Source organism: Nocardioides nanhaiensis (assembly GCF_039542785.1).
In the GTDB taxonomy this organism is placed as follows: domain Bacteria; phylum Actinomycetota; class Actinomycetes; order Propionibacteriales; family Nocardioidaceae; genus Nocardioides; species Nocardioides nanhaiensis.
Genome location: NZ_BAABIM010000002.1, coordinates 854,685 through 867,351, shown reverse-complemented (window position 1 = coordinate 867,351; position 12,667 = coordinate 854,685). Strand labels below are relative to the sequence as shown.

General features: G+C 72.6%; 13 protein-coding genes and 1 tRNA gene. 7 read left to right on the top strand and 7 right to left on the bottom strand.

Features of this window, described 5'->3' with window-relative positions; translation table 11 throughout:
• Nucleotides 1-57: 57 nt before the first annotated feature.
• The 5 genes from ABD948_RS12270 to ABD948_RS12250 all read left to right on the top strand — a co-directional run bounded on the left by ABD948_RS12270 (nucleotide 58) and on the right by ABD948_RS12250 (nucleotide 4,211).
• The gene (locus tag ABD948_RS12270) at nucleotides 58-456 is read left to right on the top strand and encodes a YbaB/EbfC family nucleoid-associated protein (RefSeq protein ID WP_345266136.1); all 399 of its coding nucleotides are present in this window, start codon (nucleotides 58-60) and stop codon (nucleotides 454-456) included.
• An 18-nt stretch (nucleotides 457-474) separates the two neighbouring features.
• A complete protein-coding gene (gene recR, locus ABD948_RS12265) occupies nucleotides 475-1,071 on the top strand; it encodes a recombination mediator RecR (RefSeq protein WP_345266134.1) in 597 nt (198 codons plus the stop codon).
• On the top strand, nucleotides 1,068-1,760 hold the full coding sequence (locus ABD948_RS12260; RefSeq protein WP_345266132.1) for a DUF5063 domain-containing protein: 693 nt from the start codon (nucleotides 1,068-1,070) through the stop codon (nucleotides 1,758-1,760). Before recR ends, ABD948_RS12260 begins: the two co-directional genes overlap by 4 nt.
• Nucleotides 1,761-1,866: 106 nt before the next feature.
• Nucleotides 1,867-3,156: an aspartate kinase gene (locus ABD948_RS12255; protein WP_345266801.1), complete on the top strand. Its 1,290-nt coding sequence runs from the start codon at nucleotides 1,867-1,869 to the stop codon at nucleotides 3,154-3,156.
• Complete coding sequence (locus ABD948_RS12250; protein ID WP_345266130.1) at nucleotides 3,153-4,211, top strand: aspartate-semialdehyde dehydrogenase; 1,059 nt, start codon at nucleotides 3,153-3,155, stop codon at nucleotides 4,209-4,211. Before ABD948_RS12255 ends, ABD948_RS12250 begins: the two co-directional genes overlap by 4 nt.
• A 3-nt stretch (nucleotides 4,212-4,214) precedes the next feature.
• On the opposite strand, the gene ABD948_RS12245 is transcribed toward ABD948_RS12250, so the two are convergent.
• From ABD948_RS12245 to ABD948_RS12235, 3 genes are all read right to left on the bottom strand, one after another.
• Nucleotides 4,215-5,108: a hypothetical protein gene (locus ABD948_RS12245; protein WP_345266128.1), complete on the bottom strand. Its 894-nt coding sequence runs from the start codon at nucleotides 5,106-5,108 to the stop codon at nucleotides 4,215-4,217.
• A gap of 132 nt (nucleotides 5,109-5,240) precedes the next feature.
• A tRNA-Pro gene (locus ABD948_RS12240) sits at nucleotides 5,241-5,317 on the bottom strand.
• Nucleotides 5,318-5,395: 78 nt separating this feature from the next.
• Nucleotides 5,396-6,331: a metallophosphoesterase gene (locus ABD948_RS12235; protein WP_345266126.1), complete on the bottom strand. Its 936-nt coding sequence runs from the start codon at nucleotides 6,329-6,331 to the stop codon at nucleotides 5,396-5,398.
• 26 nt (nucleotides 6,332-6,357) lie between these two features.
• On the opposite strand from ABD948_RS12235, the gene ABD948_RS12230 reads away from it, so the two are divergent.
• Nucleotides 6,358-6,822 carry a GatB/YqeY domain-containing protein gene (locus tag ABD948_RS12230; RefSeq protein ID WP_345266124.1) on the top strand — a complete coding sequence of 155 codons (465 nt, stop codon included), beginning with the start codon at nucleotides 6,358-6,360 and terminating at the stop codon, nucleotides 6,820-6,822.
• A 29-nt stretch (nucleotides 6,823-6,851) separates the two neighbouring features.
• Here the strand turns inward: ABD948_RS12230 and ABD948_RS12225 are convergent, their stop codons facing one another.
• Nucleotides 6,852-9,008, bottom strand: a complete 2,157-nt coding sequence (locus ABD948_RS12225; protein ID WP_345266122.1) for a transglycosylase domain-containing protein — start codon at nucleotides 9,006-9,008, stop codon at nucleotides 6,852-6,854.
• A gap of 220 nt (nucleotides 9,009-9,228) precedes the next feature.
• Between ABD948_RS12225 and ABD948_RS12220 the strand changes: the two genes are divergently transcribed.
• Nucleotides 9,229-9,513, top strand: coding sequence for a WhiB family transcriptional regulator (locus ABD948_RS12220; protein ID WP_345266120.1), 285 nt, complete (start codon nucleotides 9,229-9,231; stop codon nucleotides 9,511-9,513).
• A 19-nt stretch (nucleotides 9,514-9,532) separates the two neighbouring features.
• Here ABD948_RS12220 and bagB read toward each other — a convergent pair whose 3' ends face one another.
• The 3 genes from bagB to ABD948_RS12205 are packed head-to-tail and all read right to left on the bottom strand — an operon-like array spanning nucleotide 9,533 to nucleotide 12,586.
• Entirely contained in the window at nucleotides 9,533-10,759 is a 1,227-nt protein-coding gene (gene bagB / locus ABD948_RS12215; protein ID WP_345266118.1) for an ArsA family ATPase, read from the bottom strand.
• A gap of 2 nt (nucleotides 10,760-10,761) precedes the next feature.
• The gene (bagA, locus tag ABD948_RS12210) at nucleotides 10,762-11,805 is read right to left on the bottom strand and encodes an ATPase BagA (RefSeq protein ID WP_345266116.1); all 1,044 of its coding nucleotides are present in this window, start codon (nucleotides 11,803-11,805) and stop codon (nucleotides 10,762-10,764) included.
• Nucleotides 11,798-12,586 carry an IclR family transcriptional regulator gene (locus tag ABD948_RS12205; protein ID WP_345266114.1) on the bottom strand — a complete coding sequence of 263 codons (789 nt, stop codon included), beginning with the start codon at nucleotides 12,584-12,586 and terminating at the stop codon, nucleotides 11,798-11,800. Before ABD948_RS12205 ends, bagA begins: the two co-directional genes overlap by 8 nt.
• Nucleotides 12,587-12,667 lie beyond the last annotated feature (81 nt).

Here is a 12,667-nt window from a genome sequence, read left to right as displayed (position 1 = left end):
CACCCGGACCACCCAGACCACCCAGACCACCCAGACAACTACGTACGGAGCCTCCCGATGACCCAGAACCCCTTCGACAACCTCGGCGGCGAGGGCGGCTTCGACATGAACGCCCTGCTGCAGCAGGCCCAGCAGATGCAGGAGCAGCTGATGGCCGCCCAGGAGCGGCTCACCGAGATGGAGGTCGAGGGCAGTGTCGCCGGCGGCGCGGTGACCGTCACCCTCACCGGAGGCGGCGAGCTGCGCGGCATCACCGTCCGGCCCGGCACCGTCGACGGTGACGACGAGGAGTCGCTGGCCGACCTCGGCGACCTCGTGGTCGCCGCCTACCGCGACGCCAAGGCCCGGGTCGACCAGCTGGCGCAGGAGGCCCTCGGCCCGCTGGCCGGCGGCATCCCGGGCATGGGCGAGCCCGGCCAGGGCGGCATGCCCGGCCCGGGTCAGCTCGGTTTCTGAGCGGAGCACCCCACTCCCGTGTACGAGGGTGTCGTCCAGGACCTCATCGACGAGCTCGGCCGCCTGCCCGGCGTCGGGCCCAAGAGCGCGCAGCGCATCGCCTTCCACCTCCTGCAGGCCGACCCGGCCGACGTGCGGCGGCTCTCCGACGTGCTGATCGAGGTCAAGGCCAAGGTGCGCTTCTGCGGCACCTGCTTCAACGTCAGCGAGGACGAGCAGTGCCGGATCTGCCGCGACCCGCGGCGCGACCCCTCGGTGCTGTGCGTCGTGGAGGAGTACAAGGACGTCGTCGCGGTCGAGCGCACCCGTGAGTTCAAGGGCCGCTACCACGTGCTGGGCGGGGCGATCTCGCCCATCGACGGCATCGGACCCGACCAGCTGCGCATCCGCGAGCTGATGACCCGCCTGGCCGACGGCACGGTGACCGAGGTGATCCTGGCGGTCGACCCCAACCTCGAGGGCGAGGCCACCGCCACCTACCTGACCCGCCTGCTGACGACGCTGGAGGTACGTGTGACACGGTTGGCCAGCGGCCTGCCTGTCGGCGGCGACCTGGAGTACGCCGACGAGGTCACCCTGGGCCGCGCCTTCGCCGGCAGGAGGAACGCCGAATGAACGAGCAGAGCACCGACCAGATGGACCAGATGGACCAGGTCGACCTGATCGAGCACCTGGGCGCCGAGCCGGCGCCCGAGGTCGTGCTCGACGAGGAGACGGTCGACTTCGCCCAGTCCATCGCCGACTCCGTGGCCAGCTTCCTGCTGGTGCTGCGCGAGCTGGCGCGCGCCGGCGACCCCGCGCCCGCGATCTCGCTGCTGCTGCTCGAGATCAGCCAGATCTCGCTGGCCGGGGCCCGCCTGGGCGCCCAGCAGGACTTCGAGACCGCCGGCCCCTACCAGCCCGACGTGGGCGAGGAGGCCGACCTCGAGGGCCTGCGGCTGCGGCTGGCCACCATGCTCGGCGACGTCGACACCTACAGCTTCGTCTTCGACCCCTACGAGCCCGAGATCGTGGAGGGCCAGCTCTCCGACGACCTCACCAGCATCGCCTCGGACCTCGAGAACGGGCTGCGGCACCACCGCAACGGCGACCTGGCCGAGGCGCTGTGGTGGTGGCAGTACTCCTACGTCTCCTCGTGGGGCAACCTCGCCGGCGCGGCGCTCAACGCGCTGCTGGCGATCGTGGCGCACGACCGCCTCGACGTCGAGCACGTCGGCGAGGAGGAGCAGATCGAGGCCGCCGAGGCCGTGCTCGAGGACGGTCTGGCCGAGGGCGGCCAGCTGCCGCGGGGATCCACGGACTGACCGCGGCCGCCGGGCGACGACGTCCGGCTCGGTAGACTCGGGCGTCCTCGCACGAGCGAACCAAGGAGAGTGCCCGGTGGTCAGCCCCGACCCCGTCAGCGGCCCGATGAGCCGACCCCTGAGCGGCATCGTCGTCCAGAAGTACGGCGGCAGCTCGGTGGCCGACGCCGCGGCCATCAAGCGTGTGGCCCGACGCATCGTGGAGGCCAAGAAGGCCGGCAACGCGGTGGTGGTCGCCGTCTCGGCCATGGGCGACAGCACCGACGAGCTGCTCGACCTGGCCAACCAGGTCAGTCCGCTGCCGCCGGCCCGCGAGCTCGACATGCTGCTCACCTCCGGTGAGCGGATCTCGATGGCGCTGCTCGCGATGGCCATCTCCGACCTCGGCTTCAGCGCCCGCAGCTTCACCGGCAGCCAGGCCGGCGTCATCACCGACTCGGTGCACGGCAAGGCCAAGATCATCGACGTGACGCCGGGCCGGATCCAGTCGGCGATCGACGAGGGCCACATCGTGATCGTGGCCGGCTTCCAGGGCGTCTCCCAGGACACCAAGGAGATCACCACCCTGGGCCGCGGCGGCACCGACACCACCGCCGTGGCGCTGGCCGCCGCCCTGCAGGCCGACGTGTGCGAGATCTACACCGACGTCGACGGCGTGTTCACCGCCGACCCGCGCATCGTGCCGGCCGCGCAGAAGCTGGCCACCGTGACCTACGAGGAGATGCTCGAGCTGGCCGCGTGCGGCGCGAAGGTGCTGCACCTGCGCTGCGTGGAGTACGCGCGCCGCTACGACATCCCGATCCACGTCCGCTCGTCGTTCAGCCAGCTGGAGGGCACCGTCGTGTCCGGCAGCATCGACCACCAGGAGCCCACCATGGAGCAGGCCATCATCGCCGGCGTCGCGCACGACCGCAGCGAGGCCAAGATCACCGTCGTCGGTGTGCCCGACAAGGTGGGCGAGGCCGCGCGGATCTTCGAGGCCCTCGCCGGCGCGCAGATCAACCTCGACATGATCGTCCAGAACGTCTCGGCCGCGGCCACCAACCTGACCGACATCTCCTTCACGCTGCCGCGCAGCGACGGCCAGACCGCCATGACGACCCTCGCGTCGCTGCAGAGCGAGGTCGGCTTCGACTCGCTGCTCTACGACGACAAGATCGGCAAGGTCTCGCTGATCGGGGCCGGCATGCGCAGCCACCCGGGTGTCACCGCCAAGTTCTTCAGCGCGCTCGCCGGCGCCGGCGTCAGCCTGCGGATGATCTCCACCTCCGAGATCCGCATCAGCGTCGTCGTCGACGAGGACGAGGTCGACTCCGCGGTGGCCGCGGCCCACACCGCCTTCGACCTCGACGCCAGCGAGGTCGAGGCCGTGGTCTACGGCGGGTCGGGCCGATGAACGCCCCGCGGAACCCGCTGAACATCGGTGTCGTCGGTGCCACGGGCCAGGTGGGCGTCGCGATGCGCCAGATCCTCGAGGAGCGCGGCTTCCCGCTGGGCGAGGTGCGCTTCTTCGCCTCAGCCCGCTCGGCCGGCACGGTGCTGCCCTTCGCCGGTCGCGAGGTGGTCGTCGAGGACACCGCGACCGCGGACCCCACCGGGCTCGACGTCGCCCTCTTCTCCGCCGGTGCCTCCACCTCGCGCGCCCACGCGGCGCGGTTCGCCGAGGCCGGTGCGATCGTGGTCGACAACTCCTCGGCCTTCCGCCGCGACCCCGCGATCCCGCTGGTCGTCTCCGAGGTCAACCCCGGTGCGCTCGCGCCGGTGCTCGAGGCCGGCCAAGGCATCGTGGCCAACCCCAACTGCACCACCATGGCCGCCATGCCGGTGCTCAAGCCGCTGCACGACGAGGCGGGTCTGGTGCGCCTGGTGGTCAGCACCTACCAGGCCGTCTCCGGCTCCGGCGTCGCCGGCGTCGAGGAGCTGGCCGGCCAGGTGGGCGCGGCGGGCGAGAAGGCCCGTGAGCTGGCCTACGACGGCGGCGCGGTGGCCTTCCCCGACCCCGGGGTCTACCAGCGCACGATCGCCTACAACGTGCTGCCGCTGGCCGGCTCGATCGTCGACGACGGCCTGGGGGAGACCGACGAGGAGCAGAAGCTGCGGCACGAGTCGCGCAAGATCCTCGACCTCCCCGACCTGCTCGTCTCCGGCATCTGCGTCCGGGTGCCCGTCTTCACCGGTCACTCGCTGGCCATCAACGCCGAGTTCGCCCGCCCCCTGGGCCCCGAGCGCGCCCGCGAGATCCTGGCCGGTGCCGCCGGCGTCGAGCTGAGCGACATCCCCACCCCGCTGCAGGCCGCCGGCGCCGACCCCTCCTACGTGGGCCGGATCCGCGCCGACGAGGGCGTGCCCGACGGCCGCGGCCTCGCGCTGTTCGTCTCCGGAGACAACCTGCGCAAGGGTGCCGCCCTCAACACCGTCCAGATCGCCGAGCTGGTGGCCGCCGCCCGCTGATTGTCAGCGCACGGGCTGGTCCACCTCGACGAACGCCGTCGTGACCCACTGGGCCGCCAGGTAGGCGAGCAGCGAGATGGCCGGGATGACCAGCAGCATCCAGGGGCTCAGCAGCACGTCGAGCAGGAACAGCAGGGAGACGACAGCGACCAGTCCGACGGCCAGGAAGCTCGTGGCGGTGGGGTCCGGGACGCCGGCGGCGCGCAGCATCAGGCCGCCCACCACCACGAGGAGCGCGAGGATCAGCACCAGCAGCAGCGTGCCCACGCCGCCGCCGCAGGTGGAGGTGCCCCGCACCGCCTCGCAGCCCTGGAGCCCGCCGGCGGTGAGTCCGACCATCAGCAGCCCCACCACCACGCCGGTCAGGGCCGCGGCGGGGTAGCCGGCCAGGCGGACCAGGGGCCGGACGCCCCGACGCGGCCGCGCGGCGGGCGCCGGCTGCTCGGGCTCGTCGAGCTCGACCGGCGCCTGGTCGGCCAGCAGCGTGTCGGAGAGCGAGCGCGTCTGCGGCGCGGGCGCCTCGTCGGCGAAGAGCGGGGTGCCGTGCGCCAGCGGTCCCGGGCGTTCGTCGGGCATCGTCGGCTCGGGCTCGGGCTCGGGCTCGGGCTCGGGCTCGGGCTCGGGTGTCGGCTCGGGCTCCGGCGCCGGCTCGGGGGCGGCTGGCAGGGGCTCCTCGGGCGGCGGCGCCGGGATCTCCTCGACCACCGTCGGCTCCGGGACGGGAACCGGCTCGACGGGCTCGACGGGCTCGACCGCCTCGACGGGCTCGACCGGGGGCGGCTCCGCAGCGGTGGGCTCGGGCGGCGGGGTCTCGCGGGAGGCGCTGCGGCGCTTGCGCCGGCGCGAGAGCACGCCGGGCAGCTCGAGGCTCGGCTGCTTGTCCTGCTCGTCGGCCATGCACGCAGTCTCGCACCGTCGCCCCGGGCGCGGGGCGCGCACTCCCGGAAACCTCGCGGAAGACCCGGAGACGACGACAGCCGGACCCTGGGGGTCCGGCTGTCCTGCGGTGCTCGGGAGGCACCACTCGCATGGTCGGGCTGACAGGATTTGAACCTGCGGCCTCCTCGTCCCGAACGAGGCGCGCTACCAAGCTGCGCCACAGCCCGATGCAGTCCCAGACAGTACCCCAGCCCGGTGTCCGTGCCGCAATCGGGTGACCGGCGCGAGACCGGGTGGCCGGGCGGTCAGGGGCGGGCGGTCAGCGTCAGCAGCGTGGCCTCGGGTCGGCAGGCGATCCGGACCCGGGTGTAGGGGCTGGCACCGAGGCCCGCGGAGACGTGCAGCCACGCCGACCCCGGGTCGCCGTCGTGGGAGTCGGCCGGGTGGCGGTGCAGCCCCTTGGCGCGCGCGGTGTCGAGGTCGCAGTTGGTGGTCAGCGCCCCGACGCCGGGCAGGCACAGCTGGCCGCCGTGCGTGTGCCCGGCGAGGACGGCGTCGTAGCCGTCGGCGGCGTACTGGTCGAGCACGCGCAGGTAGGGGGCGTGGGTGACGCCCAGACGCAGGTCGGCGTCGGTGTCCGCGGGGCCCCGCACCGCGGCGAGGTCGTCGTAGCCCAGGTGGGGGTCGTCGACGCCGGCCAGGGCGATCCGCACGCCGCGGACCTCCAGGGTGTCGCGCACGTTGGTGAGGTCGCGCCACCCCGCGGCCACGAAGCGCCGGGAGAGCTCGGGCCACGGCAGGGGAGGCGTGTGCGTCTGGCGCTTGCCGTCGTCGGGCAGCACGTAGCGCAGCGGGTTGCGCAGCGTGGGCGCGAAGTAGTCGTTGGAGCCGTGCACGAACACGCCCGGCACCTCCAGCAGGGGGCCCAGCGACTCGCACACGACCGGCACCGCCTCCGGGTGGGCCAGGTTGTCGCCGGTGTCGACCACGAGGTCGGGCTCGAGCCGGGCCAGGCCGCGCAACCACTCCTGCTTGCGCCGCTGCTGGGGCAGCATGTGCAGGTCGCTGAGGTGCAGCACCCGCAACGTCGGCGCCCCGGGGGGCAGCGCGGGCACCTGCACGTGGCGCAGGGTGTAGGCGCGAGCCTCCCAGGCGGCGTAGGCGCCCACCGCGAGGCCGGAGCCGACGGCGAGCGCTGCGGCGCGCGCGAGCGACGTCGGGGAAAGCGGGGGGAGCTGCACGCCCTCAGGCTGCCACAATGGCGGGCATGAGCGCCCTCAAGGACCGACTGCGCACCGACCTCACCGCCGCCATGAAGGCGCGCGACAGCCTGCGCTCCTCGACGCTGCGGATGATCCTCACCGCGATCACCAACGCCGAGGTGGCCGGCAAGGAGTCGCGCGAGCTCACCGACGACGACATCGTCGGGGTGCTCTCCACGGAGTCCAAGAAGCGTCGCGAGGCCGCGGTGGCCTTCGAGGACGGCAACCGTCCCGAGCAGGCCGCGCGCGAGCGCGAGGAGGCCGAGGTGATCGCCGACTACCTGCCCCAGCAGCTCGGGCCGGCCGAGATCGCCGAGATCGTCAGCGCGGCCCTCGAGCAGACCGGTGCCGCCGCCGACGGGATGAAGGGCATGGGCAAGGTCATGGGCGTCGTCCAGCCGCAGGTCAAGGGCAGGGCCGACGGCGCCGCGGTGGCTGCCGAGGTGCGCCGCCAGCTCAACGCCGGCTGACCCCGGCCCCGTCCGGACCGGCCTGGGACTCAGCCCCGGCCGCGCCCGCGGCCGGTGTTCTGCGGCGGCGAGGGGGACGGGGGCGGAGCCACGGAGGTGTTGCCGACGCCGGAGACCCCGCTGGGGTAGACGAAGTCCTCGTACTCGAAGTCGTCGTCGATGACCCGCATCGCCTCGCCCCAGATGGGCGCGGCGAAGCCCGAGCCCGAGGCGGAGTACACGGTGGATCCGCCGACGGTCTTGTACAGCAGGCTGTCGGGCTCGCCGGCCTCGGTGACGCCGGCGATCATCGCCGCGGCCGCCATGCCGGGCATGTAACCCGCGAACCACACCGAGTTGCCGTCGTTGGTGGTTCCGGTCTTGCCCGCGGAGGGCTGGTCGAGCGCCTGCGCGGCTGCGAAGCCGCTGCCCTCGAGCACGCCGCGGAGCACGTCGCTGACGGCGTCGGCGGTGCTCTGCTCCATCACCTGGTCGCACTGGGCGGGGTAGTTCTTCAGCACGTTGCCCTGGGCGTCACGGATCTGGGTGACCGGCCGCGACTCGCAGTGCAGTCCGCGCGCGGCGAACGTGGCGTACGCCTCGGCCATCTCCAGCGGGCTGACGTCGGCGACGCCGAGGGTGAAGTTGGGGTACATCTCGGGCTGGACGCCGCCTTCGCCGTTGGGCGAGGTGAGGCGCACGCCCATGGCGCGCGCCAGCTCGAAGGGCTTGCAGATGCCGACCTCCTCCTCCAGCTGGATGAAGTAGGTGTTCACCGAGAGCCGCGTGCCCGAGTACATGTTCATCAGGCCGCTCGAGGTGGAGTTGACCATCGGGAAGGTGCCGCCGAGGTCGGGACCGTAGTCGCAGGTCTCGAAGTTGGCCTGGTCGAAGGTCATCGGGGACAGCGAGTTGTAGGTGGTCGAGAGCGGCAGGCCGTCCTCGAGGGCGGCCGCGAGGGTGAAGGACTTGAAGGTCGAGCCGGCCTGGAAGCCGTTGGCCTTGCCGATCTCCTGCGGGATGACGTAGTTGAGGAAGGTCTCGCCGGCGTCCTTGTCGGCGCCGTAGGGCCGCGACTGGGAGATGGCCTTGACCTCACCGGTGCCCGGCTCCACCACGGCGAGGGCGCCGATGGCCTGCTCGCGGGGGAAGACGTTGTCGGAGACGGCCTGGTCGGCGGCCTCCTGGTACTTGAAGTCCACCGTGGTGCGGATGGTCAGGCCGCCGCGCTTGAGCATCTGCTCGCGCTGGCGGGGGGTGCGACCCAGCGAGCGGTCCTGCTTGAGGTAGCTCACCACGTAGTCGCAGAACAGCGGCACCCGCGAGGTGACGCAGCCGTTCTGCTTGGCCGGCTGGTCCAGCCCGAGCTTGCGGGTCTTGAGCTGGTCGGCCCGCTGCTGCTCGATGACGCCGAGCTCCGCCATCCGGTTGAGCACCACGTTGCGGCGCTCGGTGGCGAGGTCGGGGCTGTTGGTGGGGTCGAAGCGTCCCGGGTTCTGCACCAGACCGGCCAGCATGGCGGCCTGGCGCAGGTTGAGCTGCCCGGCGTTGACGTCGAAGTAGTTGCGGGCGGCGGCCTGGACGCCGTAGGCGCCGTCGCCGAAGTAGGCGGTGTTGAGATAGCGCTCCAGGATCCAGTCCTTGGAGTGCTCCTGCTCCAGGGCGATCGCGTAGCGCAGCTCGTTGATCTTGCGGGCGTAGGAGTCGTCCTGCGCAGCGGCGATCTCCTCGGGGGAGTCGGCCTGCTGGATCAGCGTCAGCTTGACCAGCTGCTGGGTGATCGAGGAGCCACCCTGCACGACCGAGTCGCTGGCCTGGTTGCTCACGAACGCGCGCAGCGTGCCCTTCAGGTCCAGGGCGCCGTGCTGGTAGAAGCGGAAGTCCTCGATGGAGACGATGGCCTGCACCATGGGCCGCGAGACGTCCTTGAGGCTCACGTTGACGCGGTTCTGGTCGTAGAGCGTGGCGATGGTCTCGCCGCGCTGGTCGACGATACGGGTGCGCTGCGGGAGCGCGTCGGTGACCAGCTCCTGCGGCAGCTCGTCGATGCCGGAGGCCACGGTGCGGGCGGTGAAGCCCAGCACGCCGGCGAAGGGGATGGCCAGGCCGGACACGACGACGCCGAGGACGGCCGCGACGACCACCATCACGCCGAGGTGGGAGACCACCCGCGGTGCGGAGAGACGCTCGCTTCGAGGACGCGACATGACTCTCAATGTACGTGAGTGCCACAGGCCCCCGCGATTCCGCGGACGGCGGCCCCCAGCGCCCGCTGGCCAGGAGGGACTAGTCATTTCGGACTATCGAAGTTGGGACGAACGCGCCTGTCGCGAATTGCGGTACTTCTTTAACTTTGTCCTCAAGAGTTTCTCAGGGATGGCGTCATGGGGCGTCGACCTCCTCTTCCGACGATGTAGGGACAACATCATGTGGGTGGAAGATTGGGCGCCTCGCGCCGCGTGCAAGGCGACGACGCCGGACCAGCTGTTCGTGCGTGGTGCCGAGCAGAACAAGGCCAAGCAGCTGTGCAACGGCTGCCCGGTGCGCACCGAGTGCCTCGCCGAGGCCCTCGACAACCAGATCGAGTGGGGTGTCTGGGGCGGCATGACCGAGCGCGAGCGCCGGGCGCTGCTGCGGCGCAAGCCGCACGCCTCGTGGCGCGCGGTGCTCGAGACCGCCCGCACCCAGGCCACCGACCCCAGCCTGGTCTGACCCGCCGGCGGGCCGGCCGCTAGGCCGTCTCGGCCAGCAGCTCGCCCACCCGGCGCAGGCCGTCGAGGTCGTGCACGTCGCCGGCGAGCGCGGGCACGGTGGTCGTCGGCACCTGCGGGTGGGCGGCGGCGAACCGCTCGCGCAGCCGCGCCTCGCGCTCCACCATCCGCTGCTGGTCGGCGTGCAGGCGCAGCAGGCCGGCCGTCGTCGAGGAGCCGGTGGTGTCACCGGCTGCTCCGGACCGCCGCAACCGCTCGACCGCTGCCATGGCCTCGTCGGCGTTGAGGTCGCCGCGGGGAGCGGTGCTGGCGCGGTTGACCAGCAGCCCGGCCAGCGGCATGTCGTCCTCGCTGAGCCGCTCCACGAAGTAGGCGGCCTCGCGCAGCGCGTCCGGCTCCGGGGCCGCCACCACGATGAACGCGGTGCCGGGCGCCTGCAGCAGCGCATAGGTCTTCTGCGCCCGCTGGCGGAACCCGCCGAAGACGGTGTCGAGCGCGGTCACGAAGGTCTGCAGGTCGCGCAGCACCTGGGTGCCGAGGACCTTGGCCAGCGCGCCGGTCACGAGCCCGAAGCCGGCCGTCATCAGCTTGGCCGGCCCCCGGGCGGGGGCCAGCATCAGCCGGATGAAGCGTCCGTCGAGGAAGCTCGAGAGCCGCTCGGGCGCGTCGAGGAAGTCCAGCGCCGACCGGGAGGGCGGCGTGTCGACGACGACGAGGTCGTAGGTGCCGGTGCGCTCGGCGTCGGCGTGGATCTGGCCCAGCTTCTCCATCGCCATGTACTCCTGGGTGCCGGCGAAGGAGCTGGAGAGCGCGATGTAGAAGGGGTTGGCCAGGATCTGCTGCGCCTTCTCGGGGGTGGCCTGGCTCTCCACCACCTCGTCGAAGGTGCGCTTCATGTCGAGCATCATCGCGCTGAGGCTGCCGCCGGCCTCGTGCCCGACGTCGGTGACCGGACGCGGGGTGTTGTCCAGCTCCTCGATGCCCATCGACTGCGCCAGCCGACGGGCGGGGTCGATGGTCAGGACGACGACCTTGCGGCCGCGCTCGGCGGCGCGCAGCGCCAGGGCGGCCGAGGTGGTGGTCTTGCCGACGCCCCCGGAGCCGCAGCACACGATGATCCGGGTGGCGCGGTCGTCGAGGAGTGCGTCGACGTCGAGCTCGCCGGCGGAGGTGGTGTGCGTGGGCCGGGTCGAGGTGTCCTGCGGGCCGACGCGGCTGTGCTTCCTGCTGGGCTTCCTGCTGGCCATGGTCACGCCATCCCTTGCTCGCGGAGGTGACCGGCGAGCTCGTAGAGCCCGCCGAGGTCGACGCCGGCGGGCATCCGCGCCAGCTCGTAGGTGGGGACGCCCAGCTGCTGCACCAGCGCGCGCTGGGAGTCCTCCAGCGCGCGGCGCTCGGCGTGGTCGCGAGCACCGGCCAGCAGCCCGTCGAGCAGCTCGTCCTGCGCCTCGACGCTGGCGGACTCCAGGTCCCCGGCGAGGGCCTGCCGGTCGAGCGAGCCGTCGCGGGCGGCGCCGAGGGCCTCCGTGCTGAGGTCCTGGGGCCGCACGAGGTTGACGACGACGCCGCCCACGGGCAGGTCGGCGGCGCGCAGCTCGGCGATGCCGTCGGTGGTCTCCTGCACCGGCATCTCCTCGAGCACGGTCACCAGGTGCACGGCGGTGCGGGGGGAGCGGAAGAGCGTCATCATCGTGTCGGCCTGCGACTTGATGGGGCCCACCTTGGCGAGCCCGGCGAGCTCGTTGCTGACGTTCATGAACTGGGCGATCCGGCCGGTCGGCGGGGCGTCGAGCACCACGTGGTCGTACTCGATGGCGCCCTTGTTGCGGCTGTTGCGCTGCACCGCCTCGAAGACCTTGCCGGTGAGCAGCACGTCGCGCACCCCGGGTGCGATGGTGGTGGCGAACTCGATGACGCCGAAGCGGTCGAGCGCGCGCCCGGCACGACCGAGCTTGTAGTAGAGCGAGAGGTACTCCAGCAGCGCGGCCTCGGGGTCGATGTTGAGCGCGTGCACGACTCCGGCGCGGCCGTCGGCGCCGGGCAGGCCGGTGGTGAGCCGGCGCTCCTCGGGGGGCAGCGGCTCGACGTCGAACATCCGCGCGATGCCCTGGCGCCCCTCGACCTCGCAGAGCAGCACGTTCTTGCCGCCGGAGGCCAGGGCCAGGGCGAGGGAGGCGGCCACGGTCGACTTGCCCGTGCCGCCCTTGCCGGTGACGACGTGCAGCCGCACCTTCGGCCAGTCGGTGGAGGTGCTCACCTCGTCGACCCTAGTGGGCGGTGGGGCCTCAGCCACGCGCTCGCGGTGTGACGTCGGCAGCGCTCTGGACCGCCTGGGAGAGCTCGTGCGCCTCGTGCAGGAGCAGGGCGCCGAGCTCGCGACGGCGGGCGGGGCCGAAGCGCTGGGCGATGCCGGTGAGGCTGAGCGCCCACCCGGGGCGGCCCGCGGCGTCGAAGACCGCGGCACCCATGCCCCAGCTGCCCTCGACGAGCAGGCCGGGGTTGACGGCGTAGCCGAGCTCTCGGGTGCGTCGGATGCGCGTGCGCAGCGGTCGCACGGCGTGCGCCGGGCCGTGCTCGGCGGTGAGGTCGTGGCGGGCCAGGAAGTCGCGCACCTGCGCCTCGGGCAGGTGCGCCAGGATCGCCAGACCGGCGGAGGCGACCCCGAGCGGGAAGCGGATGCCCTCGTGCAGCACGTGCGATCGCAGCGGGAAGCTGCCGTCCTCGCGCAGCAGGCAGATCGTCTCCTCGCCGCGCCGGGCGGAGAAGAAGGCGCTCTCGCCCGTGGCGAGCGCGAGGCGGCGCACCACCGGCTGGGCGTGGGCCGTCACGTCGTACCGGGCGGCCGCGGCGCTGCCCAGCAGGTACAGCTCGGGTCCGAGCACCCAGTGGCCGTGCTCGGGCGTCCGCTCGGTGAGCCCCTCGGCCTCCAGGGAGGTGAGCAGCCGGTGCGCGGTCGGCCTGGCCAGACCGGCGGCACGGGCGAGCGCGGCCGTGCCCGCGCCGGTGGGCTCGGCGGCCGCCACCGCGCGCAGCAACAGCGCGGTGCGGCCCACGACGTCGACGGGTGCGTCCATCCAGCGGACGCTACCGCGTGCGGTCGTCCACTGGTCGAGAGATCGCCTGGCGCGGCGGTGCTGCCCGTTGACGGCCTCGCG

Coding starts and splice junctions, on each gene's coding strand:
- ABD948_RS12270 (WP_345266136.1), top strand. CDS start 58: ATGACCCAGAACCCCTTCGACAACCTCGGCGGCGAGGGCGGCTTCGAC.
- ABD948_RS12260 (WP_345266132.1), top strand. CDS start 1,068: ATGAACGAGCAGAGCACCGACCAGATGGACCAGATGGACCAGGTCGAC.
- ABD948_RS12255 (WP_345266801.1), top strand. CDS start 1,867: ATGAGCCGACCCCTGAGCGGCATCGTCGTCCAGAAGTACGGCGGCAGC.
- ABD948_RS12250 (WP_345266130.1), top strand. CDS start 3,153: ATGAACGCCCCGCGGAACCCGCTGAACATCGGTGTCGTCGGTGCCACG.
- ABD948_RS12245 (WP_345266128.1), bottom strand. CDS start 5,108: ATGGCCGACGAGCAGGACAAGCAGCCGAGCCTCGAGCTGCCCGGCGTG.
- ABD948_RS12230 (WP_345266124.1), top strand. CDS start 6,358: ATGAGCGCCCTCAAGGACCGACTGCGCACCGACCTCACCGCCGCCATG.
- ABD948_RS12225 (WP_345266122.1), bottom strand. CDS start 9,008: ATGTCGCGTCCTCGAAGCGAGCGTCTCTCCGCACCGCGGGTGGTCTCC.
- ABD948_RS12220 (WP_345266120.1), top strand. CDS start 9,229: ATGTGGGTGGAAGATTGGGCGCCTCGCGCCGCGTGCAAGGCGACGACG.
- bagB (WP_345266118.1), bottom strand. CDS start 10,759: ATGGCCAGCAGGAAGCCCAGCAGGAAGCACAGCCGCGTCGGCCCGCAG.
- ABD948_RS12205 (WP_345266114.1), bottom strand. CDS start 12,586: ATGGACGCACCCGTCGACGTCGTGGGCCGCACCGCGCTGTTGCTGCGC.